The organism is Nonomuraea sp. NPDC050202 (assembly GCF_040656115.1).
Lineage (GTDB): Bacteria > Actinomycetota > Actinomycetes > Streptosporangiales > Streptosporangiaceae > Nonomuraea.
Map to the genome: position 1 here is coordinate 18,048 of NZ_JBFALF010000003.1, position 16,247 is coordinate 34,294.

Consider the following 16,247-nt stretch of genomic DNA (forward strand, 5'->3'; position numbering starts at 1 on the left):
CGTGAATCGTCGGCGTACGTACGCACTGGCGCTCGCCGCCACGGCACTGGTGGCCGGCACGGCCGCGGTGACGGACCCGGCGCCGGCGACGAGCGCGATGGCCAGGCCGCCCGCCAAGGTCACGCCGACACCCACACTCACCCCCACACCCACGCCGACCGCGACGCAGAGCGACGGCACGCTGCAGATCCTCACCTACCGGGGCTACGCCGAGTACGGGGGCGTCAGCCCCAAGGTCAACTGGGTGGGCGACTTCGAGAAGGAGACGGGCTGCCGCATCGCCCGGCTCGACACCGTGCAGACCGCCGAGGAGATGGCCGGCAGGCTCACCCAGCGGCCCTACGACGTGATCACCGCCGGGCCCGTGCTGGCCGCCGACCTGATCGCGGCCAAGCAGGTGCAGCCCATCGACCCGGCCAAGGTCAGCGACTACAAGGACCTCACCGAGCGCTTCCGCGACATGACCACGGTGTCGGGCAAGGCGTACGGCGTGCCGTACCTGTGGGCCTACCACGAGTTCGTCCACGACTCGGCCAGGGTCAGGGGCGGCGGGCTGGAGCAGGCGTTCTCCTCCGACCGGGCGGCGCTCAGGGACACCCCGCTGACGATCGCCGAGGCGGCCCTGGCCGAGGGGTCGGCCAAGGAGCCGTACGAGCTGAGCGAGGCCGAGTTCGGCAAGGCGATGGCGCTGCTGGAGCGCAACAAGGACCGCACCTACTGGAAGAACCCGGTCGACCTGGTCAGGGGCTTCGCCACCGGGTCGCTCGACTACGCGCAGGTCACGCCGTACTACCGCCTGCTCCTGCAGCAGGCCGGCATGGCGGTCAAGCCCATCTCGACGCCGCGGACGACCGGCTGGGTCGACTCCTGGATGCTGGGCGCGAACGTGCCCGACACCACCTGCGCCTACCGGTGGCTCAACTGGGTGACGGCGGCCAACGCGCAGCGCGACGCGGCGGCGTGGGTGGGCATGGCGCCGGCCAACTCCAAGGCGTGCAAGGAGCGGGCCAGGGCGATGTGCGAGGCGTACGGGGTGGGCGACGCCAAGCGGCTCGACCGCGTGGTGTTCGCGACGCGGCCGCCCGGGGATTGCCGGGCCGAGGACGGGGAATGCACTGACTATCGCGTCTGGGCCGATCGGTGGGACAAGCTCCTCAAGTGAGCAGGCCCGGGCGACGCCGTGCCACGTGCCCGCCCATCCCCCGCTGGGCGTGGCTCGCCAGAGGCGCCCCGGGCCTTCCCCCCTGTCCCGGGGCGTCTCGCCGCCGCTCGGGTCGCTGAGGCGCGCGGGGAGCGGCTAGCGAGACGGGAAGGCCACGACGGTGGCCATGGGCGCGGGCAGGAGCGCCTCCGCGCAGTCGGCGCAGGCCAGCACGGGCGCGTCATCGGGCAGGCGGCCCACGCGCACGCGCGGCCGCGGCCATCTCTTGTGGCAGACGACGCAGGCGTCGCCGTCGCGCTGGGCCCAGGTCAGGCCGTCAGGGTCGAACGTCAACATATCCTGCGCCGTTCTGGTCGGACCCCAGTTCATCACGCTCCCTGCCATCGCCCCACCGTATGTCGGAACCGTTATAACCCTGACCGAGGCCGTGAGCGTCCAGCTGAGCGTCAAGTCAGGGTGAATTCTCTACCCGGACGGGGCCGTTTACACCACAAAACGGGCATCCAGCCCAAGCTGGATGCCCGTTTCGTTGGTCTTCGTCAGAGTTCGGCGATCGCCTTCTCCAAGATCCCCAGCCCCTCCTCCAGCAGGTGCTCGGGGATCACCAGCGGGGGCAGGAAGCGCAGCACGTTGCCGTACGTGCCGGCGGTCAGCACCAGCAGGCCCTCCGCGTGGCAGCGCTTGACGACCTCCTGGACGGCGGTCGGGTTCGGCTCCTTGGTGCCGGGCTCGACCAGCTCGATCGCGATCATCGCGCCGCGCCCGCGCACGTCGCCGATCACGTCGAAGCGCTCCTTGAGCGCCTCCAGCCGGGGCAGCATGATCTCGCCGATGCGGCGGGCCCTGGCGACCAGGTTCTCGGCCTCGATCGTCTCCAGCACGCCCAGCGCGGCCTCGCAGGCGAGCGGGTTGCCGCCGTACGTGCCGCCGAGGCCGCCGACGTGCACCTTGTCCATGATCTCCGCACGCCCGGTCACCGCCGCCAGCGGCAGGCCGCCCGCGATGCCCTTGGCGGTGGTGATGATGTCCGGCACGACGCCCTCGTCCTCGCAGGCGAACAGCGTCCCGGTCCGCGCGAAGCCCGTCTGCACCTCGTCGGCCACGAACACGATCCCGTTCGCCCGGCAGAACTCGGCGATCCGCGGCAGGAACCCCCTCGCGGGCACGATGAACCCGCCCTCGCCCGCGATCGGCTCGATCACCACGGCCGCCACGTTCTGCGCGCCGATCTGCTTGGTGATCAGATCGATGGCCTGCTCGGCGGCCTCCTCCGCGCAGTTCTCGGGGCCGGTCGGCCAGCGGAACGGGTACGCCAGCGGCACCCGGTACACCTCCGGCGCGAACGGGCCGAACCCCTGCTTGTACGGCATGTTCTTGGCCGTCAGCGTCATCGTGAGCAGCGTGCGGCCGTGGTAGCCGTGGTCGAACACCACCACGCCCTGGCGGCCGGTCGCGTGCCGGGCGATCTTGACGGCGTTCTCCACCGCCTCGGCGCCCGAGTTCACCAGGAACGTGCGCTTGTCGTGGTCGCCCGGCGTCAGCTCGTTGAGCCTCTCGCAGACCTGCACGTACGACTCGTACGGGGTGACCATGAAGCAGGTGTGGGTGAAGTCCGCGACCTGCTTCTGGACGCGCTCGACGACCCTCGGGGCGGCGTTGCCCACGTTCGTCACGGCGATGCCCGAGCCGAAGTCGATCAGCGAGTTCCCGTCGGCGTCCTCCACCACGCCGCCGCCGGCGCGGGTGACGAAGACCGGCAGCGTGGTGCCGATGCCGGGCGGAACGGCCGCCTGCTTGCGGGCCAGCAACTCCTGGGACTTGGGGCCTGGGATCGCGGTCACGACGCGCCGCTCCTGGGGAATGCTCATGGCTCTGACGGTACGGCGGGCTCCCATCAGCTCCGATACGTCGATATGTCACACTGGGAGTGCTCGTCTTTGCCGGAATGGACAAATCGCTCATGCCGCCTTCGCTGCAGACCGTCGTGCGCCGCATGAACCTCCGGCCGGTCGCCGGGACCACGCGGCCAGGGGTGCTGGACGCCGCGGTGCGCTGGGTCGCGGTCAGCGAGCTCGCGGATCCGACACCGTACCTCGAAGGCGGGGAGCTGCTGCTCACCACCGGCATGCGGATGGAAGGCGACCTGACGGGGTATGTGGCCCGCCTGGTGCGCCGGGGCGTGGCAGGGCTCGGCTTCGGCGTCGGCGTCTCGCACGAGGAGGTGCCGCCCGCCCTCGTCGAGGCCGCGGAGTCGGCCGGGCTGCCGCTGCTGGAGGTGCCGCGCGAGACCCCGTTCATCGCGGTCGGCAAGGCGGTCAGCGAGCTGCTGGCGGCCGAGCAGTACGAGGAGATCAGCCGCGCCTTCGCCGCCCAGGGCCGGCTGACGCGGGCGGCGCTGCGGCCGGAGGGCATGCACTCCGTCATCGACCGGCTGGCCAGGGAGGTTGGCGGCTGGGCCGCGCTGCTGGACGAGCCGGGCGAGGTCTGCCACGCCACGCGCGGCGCCAACACGGACGCGGTCACGGCCGAGCTCGCCCGGCGCCGCGGGCAGCCCGTGGAGGCCGCGGGCGGTGAAGCGCGGGCGGGTGGTGGAGCGCAGGCGGGCGGTGGGTCACGGGCGGGCGGTGGGTCACGGGCAGGTGGTGGACCACGGGCGGGTGGCGGCGACCGGATGCCTGCCAGCCTGGCGCTGTCCGGGCCCGGCGAGCACATCGTCGTGCAGCCGCTCGGCGGCGGGACGCGCCCGCGCGGCTTCTTCGCCGTCGGCGCCCCGCACGCCTTCACCCCGGTCACCCACACGGTGATCAACGCGGCCGGCTCGCTGCTCACGCTGGCCATGGAGCAGGGCAGGACCCAGCTCGCCGCCGAACGCCGCGTCCGCACCGCGGTGCTGGAGCTGCTGCTGGCGGGGGAGGGCGAGCGAGCCCGCGCCGTGCTGGCGGCGCTGGGCGGGCGGCTGCCCGAGGCGCCGCTGGTGGTGCTCGCCGCGGACGCCGACGCCCTGGACGCCCTGGAGGCACGAGGCTTCGCCGCGCTGCCGGGCCCTGCCGGCATCGAGACCGCCGGAATCCGGGGCGCCGTTACCGGTGGCGCCGCTGCGGGGGGCGCCGCTACCGGGGGCGCCGCCATCGGGATCGCGGCCGAGAGCGCGGCGGAGGAGACGGCGGCGAGCGTCGAGGCGCCGGTGGGGATCAGCCAGCCCTGCGGATATGCGGAAAGCGCCCTGCGCAACGCGCTCGACCAGGCTCGCCGCGCCCTGGACGCGGCGCGCGGCCGGGACGACACGGGCCGTGGAAGCAGGGGAACGGCCGGGGCGGGGAACGCCGGTCGTGTCGTCAGGTTCGCCGAGCTGGCCGGGCAGGGCCTGCTCGGGCTGCTCGACCCGGCCGCCGCCCAGGCGTTCTCGGCCGCGGTCCTGGCGCCGCTGACCGCGTACGGCTCCCGGGCCGACCTGGTCGAGTCGCTGCGCGCCTACCTCGAGAGCAACGGCCACTGGGACGCGGCGGCGCAGAGGCTGGGCGTGCACCGCCACACCCTGCGCTACCGGATGAGACGCGTCGCCGAGCTGCTGGGCCGCGACCTCGACGACCCGGGCACCCGCGCCGAGCTGTGGCTGGCCCTGGAGGCGGCCAGGAGAGGCGCTATTCCTGCTTCTCCACGAGGTAGCAGCAGACAGTCGCCGTAGTCACCGCCTCGTACGTGCGCCCGTCGCGCAGGTGCCCGGCCCGCTCCAGGGAGATCGCCCCCTGCGCGGCCGCCCACAGCGCGTCGGCGATCTTGCGGGGCTGGGTCGGGATGAGGTAGCCGGCCGAGATGCAGTCGGCGATGACGCGGTCGAGGATGTTCAGCGCCGCGCGGGCCAGTGTCCTGGCGCGCTCGCTGGGCTCGAAGCCGGGGATCGCCCGCTCGAACATCAGGCTGTAGTAGCCGGGCTCCGACAGGCACGCCTGCCGGTACGCGGGGCCGAGCGCGTTGAGCTGCTCCAGCGGGTTGCGGCGCTGCGGCACCGCCTCCAGGAAGCGGCGGAAACGCTCGAACCCCTCCAGGTAGAGCGCCTCCGCCAGGCCCTCCCGGTTGCCGAACATCGTGTACATCACGGTCGTCGTGCAGCCTGCCTCCGCCGCGATCCGGCGCATGGTGAGGCTGTCGGGCCCGTCGGTCCGCAGCAGGTTCACCGCGACGTCGAGGAGGCGGGAGCGCAGCTCGTCGTGGCCGGCGCGCTCACCCATGAGGTAGGCGCCCTGCAGGCCCAGAGGCGCCGAGGTCATGCGACCTCCCTCGTGGCCAAGGAGCTCTGCGTCCTTGTGACCTCACGCTGTTCGGTCACGGGGCCCACGCCTTTCTGAGTCGGGGGCCCACCGCGCTGGAGACCCGCACCCGATGACTTAGCCATAGCGGAGATCGCTCAAACCACTCCGCATGGTAAACATCCCGAATTGGGTCTACTTCTGTTACATCATGGGTATACATCGGGGCTTGTACTTAACGGTGAGCCCTCGTGGGAGTGTTGTGCATCGTGGTGTAAATCCCCGGTCCATGCCTTGGCATAACGTCGGAGACATGGACGTGCGTACCTTCTGGCTGGCCGGCCGCGCCGCGACCGGGGACACCGAGCTCACTGTCACCAACCCCCACGACGGCCGCGCGGTCGGCAGGCATTCCGTGCCGACCGACGCCCAGGTCGAGGAGGCCGTCGCGGCCGCCTCCGCGGTGGCCGCGCAGGCCGCCGCGCTGCCCGTCCACGTGCGGGCCGAGGCCCTGGCCCACGTGTCGCGCCGGATCGCCGAGCGGGCCGACGAGATCGCCCACCTGATCACCGCCGAGAACGGCAAGCCCATCATGTGGGCCCGCGGCGAGGTCGGGCGGGCGGTGGCCACGTTCCGCTTCGCCGCCGAGGAGGCCCGCCGCTGGTCCGGCGGCGTGCAGCGGCTCGACACCGAGCCGGCCGCGGCCGGGCGCCTGGCGTACGTCTCCCGCGTGCCCAAGGGCCCCGTCCTGGCGATCACGCCGTTCAACTTCCCGCTGAACCTGGTCGCTCACAAGGTCGCGCCGGCCATCGCCGTCGGCGCTCCCGTCATCGTCAAGCCCGCCCCCGCCACGCCGCTGTCCTCGCTGCTCCTCGGCGAGATCCTGGCCGAGACGGACCTGCCCGCGGGCATGTTCTCGGTGCTGCCGATCGAGAACGACCGCGCCTCCGCGCTGGTCCAGGACCCGAGGCTGCCCGTCGTGTCGTTCACCGGCTCCGCGCCCGTCGGCTACGCCATCGCCGACCAGGTGCCGCGCAAGCACGTGACGCTGGAGCTGGGCGGCAACGCGGCGGCCGTCGTGCTGGCCGACGCCGACCTCGACTGGGCGGCCCAGCGCATCGCCCTGTTCTCCAACTACCAGGCCGGGCAGAGCTGCATCGCCGTGCAGCGGGTGATCGTCGAGCAGCCCGTCTACGACGCGTTCGTCGAGCGCCTGCTGCCCGCCGTCTCCGCCCTCGTCACCGGCGACCCCGCCGACGAGAAGACCCAGGTGGGCCCGCTGGTGTCGGAGGCCGCGGCCGAGCGCGTCGAGCAGTGGGTCCAGGAGGCCGTCGCCGCCGGGGCGAAGGTGCTGGCGGGCGGCACCAGGCAGGGCGCGACCATCGCCCCGACGGTGCTGGCCGGCGTTCCGCACGACGCCAAGGTGGCGTGCGAGGAGGTCTTCGGCCCCGTCATGATCCTCCAGCCCGCGGGCTCGATCGGCGAGGCGTACGCGATGGTCAACGACTCGAAGTACGGCCTGCAGGCCGGGGTGTTCACCCGCTCGCTGGACGCCGCCTTCCGGGCGAACCGGGAGCTGGAGGTGGGCGGTGTGATCATCGGTGACGTGCCCTCGTACCGGGCCGACCAGATGCCGTACGGCGGGGTCAAGGACTCGGGGATCGGGCGCGAGGGGCTGCACTCGGCGATGGAGGACTACACCTACGAGAAGGTCATGGTGCTGACCGGGCTGACGCTCTGAGCGCCGGGCGGATGCTGTGAGAGCCCGAGCGCCGGGCGGACGAGCTGAGAGCCTGAGCGCAGGGTGGACGAGCTGAGAACCGGGCGGGGCGCCCCGTCCTGTCCTGTCCTGGACAGGGCGCCCCGCCGGGTCAGGCGTGTTGTGCGGTCTCGAAGAGCGCCTTGACGGCGTCGCCGAAGTACGGGCCGTACATCGTGCGCTGGTCGTCGCTGTACTTGAAGCTGCTCAGCGACGTGATCGTGCCCTTGCCGCTGGCCGTGTCGAACCCGGTCATCCACGGCCCGCCGCTCGCGCCCGCCGTCATGTCGCAACCGAGGCCCTGGTCGCGGGTCTGGCCGTACGGGTCGTTCTTCAGGCGGCCCGCGCAGTAGACCAGGTGGTCCCCGTCGTACGGCGGGTCGGCGGGGTATCCGAAGCCGAACGCCTGCCCGCCCCGCGCCGCGTTGAACGCGATCTTCTGCGTGCCCACCACGTCGGCCACGTGCCTGCCGTGCGAGGGGGCCAGGGCCACCATGCCGACGTCGTAGTTGTCGTCGCCGCTGCGGGACCAGGGGCCGGCGACGAACATGCGGCGCGCGGTGTACTGGCCGTACGGGCGCAGGCCGCTCGTGCCGTACCCGGGGACGAACGTCCAGTTCGCCGCCCACTCGCCGGCCCCGTCCTTGACGCAGTGGCCGGCGGTGACCACGACGTCCTTGTTGGCGCTGTTCACGGTGCTCGCCGAGCAGACGAAGTCGGCCCCCGCCACGGTCAGGAAGACCCGGCCCGTCGTCCTGGCCACCTGCCCGCCGGTGATCCAGCGGGAGCCGATCGTGCTGGTGTCGGGCCTGGCGGCGGCCAGGTGGTGCGAGCCCATCAGCTTGCGCGGCAGCGTCAGGTCGGCCTTCCTGCCCGTCAGGTCGGGGGTGGTGCGTACGCCCGCGCCACCCGTGACGCCGCTCAGCAGGTCGCCGCCGTCCGTCACGTCCGTCACGATGTCGAGCAGGCCGATCGGCAGGGCCTTGGCCATGCGCTCGGGCGTCCAGTAGTCGAGCACGCGCCGGTGGTCGGCGGCGCTGCGGGCGGCGACGTGCTCGACGATGTCGCTCCGCTTGGCCGTGTGCGCTGGCACGACGGCCGATGGGTCGGCCTGCTCGCGGGCGGGTGCGGCGCCGAGGAGCGCGGGGCCGATCAGCCCCGCGAGGAGCGGGGCCGCCGCAAGCAGGGGGGTGCTCAAGGTCATGTCCCCCGAGTGTGCACCACGAGATGTGTTCTTGTGACTACTTTCGGTAAATTCCTCAGAGTACGCTGGCCGTTTGTGCCGATTGGTAGACGGCCTGCGCCTCGTTCCCGAAATAGGGGCCGAGCATCCAGTTCGGGGCGAAGCTGTATTTGAAGCTGTTCACCGAATTCAGGGTGCCGAGCCCGGTCGACTCGGCGAAATTCAGCATCCATGGCCCGCCGCTCGAACCGCCCGTCATGTTGCAGGTCAGGCCGAGGTCGCCGGTCCCGACGAAGTCGTCGAACGCCCTGCCGCTGCAGTGGATCAGCTTGGAGCCGTCGTACGGGGCGAGCGCCGGGTAGCCGAAGGCGTACATCTGCCGGCGTCTGGGCTGGTTGAAGGCCACGCCCTGGCCGCCGACGACGTCCACCAGCGCCCTGCCGTCGAGCGGCGCCACCACGGCGGCGGCGACGTCGAAGTTGACGTCCTCCCTGGCGTTCCACTGCGGCGTGGTCAGCAGCCTGGTCGCGGCCCAGGTGCCGAACGGGCGGCTGCCCCTGTCGTAGCCGGGCACGAAGACCCAGTTCGTGTGGAAGGCGCCGCTCATCTTCACGCAGTGGCCGGCGGTCAGTACCACGCTCTTGTTGGCGCTGGTCACGGCGGTGCCCGAGCAGGAGGAGTTGCGTCCGCCCTGGGTGGTGAAGAAGACCCGGCCGGTCGTGCGCGCCACCGCGCCGCCGCCGGTCCACGCCTCGCCCGGGGTTCTGGCCGCCTGCAGCTCACGGGTGGGCAGGGCGGTGGACGGGGCGGTGGACGGGGCACCACGCTCCGGCTCACCCGCCGTCCCCGCCTTCGGGGCCGGGGCCTTCAGCGGCTGGGCGGCCTCCATGCGGCTCTCGGTCCAGTACGTCAGCACCTGCCGCCGCTCGGCGGCCGTGTCGGCGGCGCCCTGCTGGGCGGGCCTGGGGCGCGGCGCCCTGGTGTCGGCCGTGCTGGTGTCGGCCGTGCTGGTGGGTGCCAAGGCGACGGTGAGCACGACGGCGGTGGAAAGCACGGCGAAGCGGCGGTGCATTACGAACCTCCCTAAACCGGACGGTGAGCTTGGAAGGTAGCCGTAGCAATATCCAGATTTCTCAAGATTTGCGCATTCCGATATGACGATATTCCGTCATAAATTCACTGGATTCTCGGGCGTCACATAAGGAGGGAATTTATGGACGACCGGTCCCATGTGCCGGAGTGCGCCGCACAGCGGGGACAATGGACACGTGCATGAAGAGACCCTCCGCTCCGTCGTCGTGCTCGGCTCCACCGGCTCGATCGGCACCCAGGCCCTCGACGTCATCGCCGCCAACCCCGGCGGCTTCAAGGTCACCGCGCTGGCGGCGGGGGGCGGCAGGGTCGAGTTGCTGGCCAGGCAGGCGGCGGAGTTCGCGGCCGAAGCGGTGGCGGTGGCCGACGCGTCGGCCGTGCCGGCGCTGAAGGAGGCGCTGGCCGCGCACGGTGCCAAGCCCACCGTGCTGGGCGGCCCCGAGGGCGTCGCCGAGGTGGCGGGGTGGCAGTGCGACGTGGTGCTCAACGGCATCACCGGCGCGCTCGGCCTGACCTCCACGCTCGTCGCGCTGGAGGCGGGCAGGGCGCTTGCGCTGGCCAACAAGGAGTCGCTGATCATCGGCGGGCCGCTGGTCAAGCGGCTGGCCCGGCCGGGGCAGATCCTCCCGGTCGACTCCGAGCACTCGGCGGTGCTGCAGTGCCTGTGGGCCGCCGGGCCCGAGGGCTACGACCCCTCGTGCGTCAAGCAGCTCGTGATCACCGCGAGCGGCGGGCCGTTCAGGGGCATGAGGCGCGAGGAGATGGCCGGCGTCACGCCCGAGATGGCCCTGGCTCACCCCACCTGGTCCATGGGCCCCTACATCACCATCAACTCCGCGAACCTAGTCAACAAGGGTCTCGAGGTGATCGAGGCGCACCTTCTCTACGACCTCGGCTTCGACCGCATCGAAGTCGTGGTGCATCCCCAGTCCATCATCCACAGCATGGTCGAGTACGTCGACGGCTCCACCATCGCCCAGGCCAGCCCGCCCGACATGCGGTTGCCGATCGCCCTGGCGCTCGGTCACCCCGGGCGCGTCCCCGGCGCCGCCCGGCCCATCGACTGGACCAAGGCGCACACCTGGACGTTCGAGCCGCTCGACGACCTGGCGTTCCCCGCGGTCGCGCTGGCCAGGCACGTGGGCGGGGAGGGCGGCACCGCGCCCGCCGTCTACAACGCCGCCAACGAGGTGTGCCTCGACGCCTTCCTCCAGCGGGGGCTGCCGTTCCTGTCCATCGTCGACACCGTGGCCAAGGTCGTCGAGGAGCACCAGGTCACCCCCGCCGACACCGTTGAAGAGGTGCTGGCAGCCGATGCCTGGGCCCGTGCCCGTGCGGCCGAACTCACAGCCGGGCAGTCCCGCTAGCTACCTAGACTGGATAGCGTCGTCACAGTAAGGGTTGAAATGTCTCCTGTAGCTCTCGGCATCCCGACGGTGCGCCCCAAGCCGCTCGCCGAACGGCGCCACTCCCGCCAGATCATGGTCGGCAGCGTGCCTGTGGGCGGCGACGCCCCCGTGTCGGTGCAGTCGATGACGACGACGGTGACCGCCGACGTCAACGCCACCTTGCAGCAGATCGCCGAGCTCACCGCGTCCGGCTGCCAGATCGTCCGGGTCGCCGTGCCGTCCCAGGACGACGCCGACGCGCTGCCCATCATCGCCAAGAAGTCGCAGATCCCGGTGATCGCCGACATCCACTTCCAGCCGAAGTACGTCTTCGCCGCGATCGACGCGGGCTGCGCGGCTGTCCGGGTCAACCCCGGAAACATCAAGAAGTTCGACGATAAGGTCGGCGAGATCGCCCGTGCGGCGGCCGACGCTGGCATCCCGATCCGCATCGGCGTCAACGCCGGCTCCCTCGACAAGCGCCTGCTGGAGAAGTACGGCAAGGCCACCCCCGAGGCGCTGGTGGAGTCGGCGCTGTGGGAATGCTCCCTGTTCGAGGAGCACGGCTTCCGCGACATCAAGATCTCGGTCAAGCACAACGACCCGGTCGTGATGATCAACGCCTACCGCCAGCTCGCCGCCCAGTGCGACTACCCGCTCCACCTCGGCGTCACGGAGGCCGGCCCGGCCTTCCAGGGCACGATCAAATCCGCCGTCGCCTTCGGCGCCCTGCTCGCGGAGGGCATCGGCGACACCATCCGCGTCTCCCTGTCGGCCCCTCCGGTGGAGGAGGTCAAGGTCGGCGCCCAGATCCTGGAGTCGCTCGGCCTGCGCGAGCGCGGCCTGGAGATCGTCTCCTGCCCGTCGTGCGGTCGGGCCCAGGTCGACGTGTACACCCTGGCCGACCAGGTCCAGGCGGGCCTGGAGGGCATGAAGGTGCCGCTGCGGGTGGCCGTCATGGGCTGCGTCGTCAACGGCCCCGGCGAGGCCCGCGAGGCAGACCTCGGGGTGGCCTCCGGGAACGGCAAGGGGCAGATCTTCGTCAAGGGCGAGGTCATCAAGACCGTCCCCGAGTCCCAGATCGTCGAGACGCTGATCGAAGAGGCGCTGCGGCTGGCCGAGGAGATGGGCGTCGAGGTCGACCTCGACGACGAGACCACCGGCCCGACGGTCACGGTCGGCTGAGGTTGGTTTGTGCGGGTGTGGGCCTGTACGTGAGCCCACACCCGGTGTCCTACCGCGCTCCGAGGCCGGTGCGCACGCCGGGCGGTCAGCTCTGCCCAGGGGAAAAACAGAGGGCGCGACCTGATCGGTCGCGCCCTCTGGGGGGCCGTAGCCCCGGACAAGTTCGCGTGCCTTCTTGTGCGGCTGATTTCAGCATACCCCCAACACAGGTCACGGCGCTTCCTTATGCTCACAGTCGTTACTTCGACACGTTGCGTGACGATGTCGTCTCTCGGCCCGAGGCAGCAGGATGCACAACACTTCCCCCGGACGCGACCCGTCCTCCGCATACTCCCGGCATGTCGTGACACGCATGCTGGACTTCAGCAGTGCCAGAACGCCTTGGCCGCGCCGTCTCTGGGACGTGAGCAGCTTCTTAGCTCTCGAGGAGCTGTACGAAGCAGGCACATGGGTGGATCGGCGCGTGCTCTCCCAGGCGTCCGTCGACTGGCAACGGCATGAAGGTGAGCGGCTGTTCGGCGAGGACCCGGCGCTCGGCTCCGCAACGTTCCGGCGTGAGCTGCAAGGGTGCCTGCGCACCACTCTCACGATCGCCAGCGAGGGGCGCAGGAAGCTGCGTCACCTGATCGACATCGGCCGTCCCGGGTACCTCGAGCGGTGGGCCGGGTGCGTGGCCGGCGTCGGGCCGCCGCCGGCGGAGAAGGTCGCCAGGGCGGTTGCCGCTCATCTGCTCGACATCGGATACAGCATGGACGGCCTCAACCGCTGGCTCCGCGACGGTCGCCTCGGTCTGTCCGCCACCGATCTGATCGAAGAGATGGCCGGCTTGCTCACCGTGCCACCGACCTGCTGGAAGGTGGTCGTTCCCTTTGCTGATCTGCATGGCTGGGAAGAGCTGGCGGTCGGCCTCAGCCATTGGGTGGGAGCGCGGGAGGCCGAGGAGCTCATGGCCGCTGCCGGTGTGAAACTGAGCGGCTGTGTCGTCGGTGCACTTTCCTACGAGGTGGAGGCGAGAGACGCCGAACGGGCCCTGGAGATCGTGACGGATGTCGTCGAACGCCTGCAGGCGCGCGCCCGCTTCGCCGGGGCTGGCGCGGTCACGCCGTTCGACCGGGCTGTCGTGCTCAACCACAGCAGCGCAATGCCGCTGCGGATGCCCGCCAGAGGCGCTCGGGTTCTCTCCCTCGCCGCGGAACGGCAACTCTACGTGGTGGGAGCCGATCCGCAGCACCTGAGCGATCGACGGCGAAGCGCCGTCGATGAGGCGCTGGAGATCGCCTCAGCGCTGAATCATGGCCCGCTCGCTCCGGCGATCGCCGGAGGGTGGAGCGCCCTGGAGTCCTTGCTGACCGAGGCCAGGGATCCTGACGAACGTGAACGCGTGGTTGCCGCGACCCGTGCCGCCGCGCTCGTCGCCTGCTCCTGGCCACGGGCCGAGCTGACTGCGCTGTCGCATCGCATCCGCCGGACCGGTACGGGAGACCTCGCTGAACGGCTGGACCGTTGCGCCTCCAACCGCGAACGTGCCCGATTGATCGCCGCCGAGCTGGAACTCGGGCACTCCCTGCCACTCGAACGTTCCTGGCGTAGGGCGAACGATGTCGCGGCAGTTGCCCGCATGCGTGCGTTGCTGGCCGACCGGGCGCAGGTGCTCGGACGGGTGCGGCGCTATGTCGAGATCTCGCTGCGCAGGCTCTACCGCAGCCGCAACATCATCCTGCACGGCGGGTCGACCGGCGGGGTGGCGCTCCAGGCGACCTTGCGCGTCACCCCGCCGCTGGTGGGAGCCGCGCTCGACCGGCTCGCACATGCCGACCTGGTGGCCGGGGTGCCGCCTCTGGTCCTCGCCTCCCGCGCCGAGCTCGCGCTGCGCATGGTCGGCGACGAGCTCGGGCCGGGGCTCTGCGACCTGATCGAGTAGGCGGGCCCGCCCATGCCGGAAGGGGATGGGCGGGCCGGAGGTGATGGCTGTCAGGTGCAGGTGTAGCCGGACGGGACGGAGGTGTCGCCGTTCGGCCGGGTCACCTGGAAGCCGGCGCTGCTGTTGCCGGCGCCCGCGGCGATCGTGCCGTTGTGGGCGGCGTTCCTGATGGTGACGGTCTGGCCGCTGGTCGTGACGGTGCCGTTCCAGGAGCCGGAGAGGGTGTGGCCGGCGGGGAGGGTGAAGGTGACCGTCCAGGACGTGATGGTCGAGGTGCCGGTGTTGGTGATCGTGAGGGGCTGGATGACGTAGCCGGTCGGCCACTGCGTCTGTACGGTGCCGGTGGCCGTGCAGGTGCCGGTGGACGTGCCGGGCTGGGTGGTGATCTGGACGGTGTTGGAGACCGGTGAGGCGTTGCCCGCGGCGTCGCGCGCCCGGACCTGGTAGCGGTAGGTGGTGTTCGGGGTCAGGCCCGTGTCGGTGTACGAGGGGGTGGCCGAGGTGCCGGCCTGGGTGAAGGTGCCGCCCGTCGCGCCGGGGGCGCGCAGGATGTCGTAGCCCGTGACGCCGTTGTCGTCCGTGGAGGCCGTCCAGGTGAGTGTCGTGCCTGTGGAGGTGGTCGCCGAGGCGGCCAGGCCGGCCGGGGCCGTGGGCGGTGAGGTGTCGCCGCCGGTGGCGGTCGTGGTGAAGGTGACGGGCGGCGAGTTCGCCGACAGGTTGCCCGCGCCGTCGCGGGCCCGTACGTAGACCTGGTACTGGGTGTTCGCGGTCAGCCCCGTGAGGGTGATCGAGTTGGTGGTGGTCTGGCCGAGCCGCGGGTCGGTGGTGCCCTGTTCGTGGTGGACGTCGTAGCCGGCCAGGCCGGAGCCGCCCTGGTCGGTGGAGGCGGCCCAGGTGAGGGTGGCGCCGGTGGCCGTGATGCCGGAGGCGGCCGGGGTGCCGGGGGTGCTGGGGGCGGTGGTGTCGCCGCCGCCGTCGGTGAGGGTGGGGGTCGTCCAGTCGCGCCACTCGGCCAGGTTGCCGCTCTTGTTGGAGGCGATCCGCATGGAGCCGGTGTAGCTGCCGGTGTTCAGGAGGAATCGCTGGATGTTCTGCTGGAGCGGGGCGCGCCATTCCGATCTGGTGGCGCAGTGGGTGCCGTCCTGGACGGCCGACCAGTACGTGATGTTGCCGCCGGCGCCGAGCGCCTTGTAGACCTCCGCGCCGCCCAGGGCCCCGACGCTCGCGGACCTGGCGGCGAGCCAGTCGATGTGCGGGTTGTCCATGATGAACAGGCCACGCGGCGCGATCATGCCCACCACCGAGTGCGTGTCCACCGGCAGCCTGCCCGGGCTGCCCGTGAAGGAGCTGAACGCGTCGCCGAGCCATGGCTGCTCGGAGTAGGTGCTGCTCAGCGGCTGGGCGCCGCTCTCGCCGGGGATCGAGCGGAACGCGGCCACCCCGCCGCTGCCCGACTCGACGGGCATGGTCAGCGCGATGCGCTGGTCGAAGGCGCCGGCCACGAAGGCGCCCTTGCCGTACCGGGAGCAGCCCGTGACGCCGGTCGCGTCCGCCCGCAGGATGCTGCCGCCCGACTGCTCGATGACGTCGATGATCCGGCTCACGCCCCACGCCCAGGCGGCCAGGATGCCCGTGCCGCTGGAGGCGCCGTAGACGCTGTAGAAGGCGCCCTGCTTGTTGTTGCGCGGCGTGCCCTCACGGCCGACCGCGAGGGGGTCGTAGTTGATGACGGCGGCGCCGGCCGCCTTGATCGTGGCGGTGTCGGCGCCGAGCCCGCCCAGGACGACCACGGCGGGGAAGGGCCCTGTGCCGCTCGGCAGGTCCACGCTGGCCGAGAAGCTGGAGCTCCTGCCGTTGTGCGAGACGTTCACGCTGATGCCGGTCCTGGAGACGGTCCCCGTGACGCTGGACGGCTTGGGCGGCTTCTCGCCGTAGACGAACTTCTCCGCCAGCTTCTTGATCTCCTGCCGCCTGCATCGCCAGTCGGCCCTGGTGGCGATGCGGGTGCCGTTCAGCTTGGTGAAGGGGTCGGGGAGCCTGGAGACGGTGGGTAACGAGCCCGCGTCGGGCAGGCCGGGCACGGCGCAGTCGGCGCCCTCGTCCTCGACTCCGGCCGCCGCGGCGGCCTCGGTGGATGCAACCGTCATCGCTCCGGTGATCGAGAGCGTCGTCGCCACCGCCAGCGCGACGAGGCTGGAGCGGGCCAAGCCGATGATCACAGGGCTCTCCCTTCCGAGTGGGGGTGCTGGCGATCAGTCTGGGAAGCTCGTCGAAATATGTCAACGACTTCCCGAAATATTTCGGAAGCGG

At 71.3% G+C, this 16,247-nt stretch carries 12 protein-coding genes; 6 read left to right on the forward strand and 6 right to left on the reverse strand.

All coding sequences use genetic code 11. The features are described from left to right. The first annotated feature begins 1 nt into the window (after position 1). Complete coding sequence (locus AB0I79_RS10130; protein WP_357869750.1) at positions 2-1,162, forward strand: hypothetical protein; 1,161 nt, start codon at positions 2-4, stop codon at positions 1,160-1,162. A gap of 135 nt (positions 1,163-1,297) precedes the next feature. Here AB0I79_RS10130 and AB0I79_RS10135 read toward each other — a convergent pair whose 3' ends face one another. Further along, the gene (locus AB0I79_RS10135; protein WP_357869753.1) at positions 1,298-1,498 is read right to left on the reverse strand and encodes a hypothetical protein; all 201 of its coding nucleotides are present in this window, start codon (positions 1,496-1,498) and stop codon (positions 1,298-1,300) included. A 203-nt stretch (positions 1,499-1,701) separates the two neighbouring features. Further along, on the reverse strand, positions 1,702-3,030 hold the full coding sequence (gene gabT / locus AB0I79_RS10140) for a 4-aminobutyrate--2-oxoglutarate transaminase (protein ID WP_357869756.1): 1,329 nt from the start codon (positions 3,028-3,030) through the stop codon (positions 1,702-1,704). 92 nt (positions 3,031-3,122) lie between these two features. Here gabT and AB0I79_RS10145 point away from each other — a divergent pair, with 92 nt between their 5' ends. Next, positions 3,123-4,847 carry a PucR family transcriptional regulator gene (locus AB0I79_RS10145; protein ID WP_357871605.1) on the forward strand — a complete coding sequence of 575 codons (1,725 nt, stop codon included), beginning with the start codon at positions 3,123-3,125 and terminating at the stop codon, positions 4,845-4,847. Here AB0I79_RS10145 and AB0I79_RS10150 read toward each other — a convergent pair. Beyond that, entirely contained in the window at positions 4,804-5,430 is a 627-nt protein-coding gene (locus AB0I79_RS10150; RefSeq protein ID WP_357869759.1) for a TetR/AcrR family transcriptional regulator, read from the reverse strand. The two genes, AB0I79_RS10145 and AB0I79_RS10150, sit on opposite strands and share 44 nt — an antisense overlap. 292 nt (positions 5,431-5,722) lie before the next feature. Here AB0I79_RS10150 and AB0I79_RS10155 point away from each other — a divergent pair, with 292 nt between their 5' ends. Further along, positions 5,723-7,150, forward strand: a complete 1,428-nt coding sequence (locus AB0I79_RS10155) for an aldehyde dehydrogenase family protein (protein WP_357869762.1) — start codon at positions 5,723-5,725, stop codon at positions 7,148-7,150. A 130-nt stretch (positions 7,151-7,280) separates the two neighbouring features. On the opposite strand, the gene AB0I79_RS10160 is transcribed toward AB0I79_RS10155, so the two are convergent. After that, a complete protein-coding gene (locus tag AB0I79_RS10160) occupies positions 7,281-8,372 on the reverse strand; it encodes a trypsin-like serine protease (protein WP_357869765.1) in 1,092 nt (363 codons plus the stop codon). A 55-nt stretch (positions 8,373-8,427) separates the two neighbouring features. Beyond that, entirely contained in the window at positions 8,428-9,423 is a 996-nt protein-coding gene (locus AB0I79_RS10165) for a peptidase (RefSeq protein WP_357869768.1), read from the reverse strand. Positions 9,424-9,619: 196 nt separating this feature from the next. On the opposite strand from AB0I79_RS10165, the gene dxr reads away from it, so the two are divergent. The 3 genes from dxr (at position 9,620) to AB0I79_RS10180 (ending at position 13,937) form a co-directional block, all read left to right on the forward strand. Continuing rightward, positions 9,620-10,810, forward strand: a complete 1,191-nt coding sequence (gene dxr / locus AB0I79_RS10170) for a 1-deoxy-D-xylulose-5-phosphate reductoisomerase (protein WP_357869770.1) — start codon at positions 9,620-9,622, stop codon at positions 10,808-10,810. Positions 10,811-10,849: 39 nt separating this feature from the next. Next, a complete protein-coding gene (gene ispG, locus AB0I79_RS10175; RefSeq protein ID WP_357869773.1) occupies positions 10,850-12,016 on the forward strand; it encodes a flavodoxin-dependent (E)-4-hydroxy-3-methylbut-2-enyl-diphosphate synthase in 1,167 nt (388 codons plus the stop codon). 352 nt (positions 12,017-12,368) lie between these two features. Beyond that, positions 12,369-13,937 carry an integrase gene (locus tag AB0I79_RS10180; protein WP_357869775.1) on the forward strand — a complete coding sequence of 523 codons (1,569 nt, stop codon included), beginning with the start codon at positions 12,369-12,371 and terminating at the stop codon, positions 13,935-13,937. Between the two features lie 50 nt (positions 13,938-13,987). Here the strand turns inward: AB0I79_RS10180 and AB0I79_RS10185 are convergent, their stop codons facing one another. Beyond that, a complete protein-coding gene (locus AB0I79_RS10185) occupies positions 13,988-16,156 on the reverse strand; it encodes a fibronectin type III domain-containing protein (RefSeq protein ID WP_357869777.1) in 2,169 nt (722 codons plus the stop codon). Between the last annotated feature and the right edge of the window lie 91 nt (positions 16,157-16,247).

What these genes read in the sequence shown, in the direction of transcription:
- AB0I79_RS10135 (WP_357869753.1), bottom strand. Translation starts at nt 1,498, where the DNA reads ATGTTGACGTTCGACCCTGACGGCCTGACCTGGGCCCAGCGCGACGGC.
- gabT (WP_357869756.1), bottom strand. Translation starts at nt 3,030, where the DNA reads ATGAGCATTCCCCAGGAGCGGCGCGTCGTGACCGCGATCCCAGGCCCC.
- AB0I79_RS10145 (WP_357871605.1), top strand. Translation starts at nt 3,123, where the DNA reads ATGCCGCCTTCGCTGCAGACCGTCGTGCGCCGCATGAACCTCCGGCCG.
- AB0I79_RS10150 (WP_357869759.1), bottom strand. Translation starts at nt 5,430, where the DNA reads ATGACCTCGGCGCCTCTGGGCCTGCAGGGCGCCTACCTCATGGGTGAG.
- AB0I79_RS10155 (WP_357869762.1), top strand. Translation starts at nt 5,723, where the DNA reads ATGGACGTGCGTACCTTCTGGCTGGCCGGCCGCGCCGCGACCGGGGAC.
- AB0I79_RS10160 (WP_357869765.1), bottom strand. Translation starts at nt 8,372, where the DNA reads ATGACCTTGAGCACCCCCCTGCTTGCGGCGGCCCCGCTCCTCGCGGGG.
- AB0I79_RS10165 (WP_357869768.1), bottom strand. Translation starts at nt 9,423, where the DNA reads ATGCACCGCCGCTTCGCCGTGCTTTCCACCGCCGTCGTGCTCACCGTC.
- ispG (WP_357869773.1), top strand. Translation starts at nt 10,850, where the DNA reads ATGTCTCCTGTAGCTCTCGGCATCCCGACGGTGCGCCCCAAGCCGCTC.
- AB0I79_RS10180 (WP_357869775.1), top strand. Translation starts at nt 12,369, where the DNA reads ATGCTGGACTTCAGCAGTGCCAGAACGCCTTGGCCGCGCCGTCTCTGG.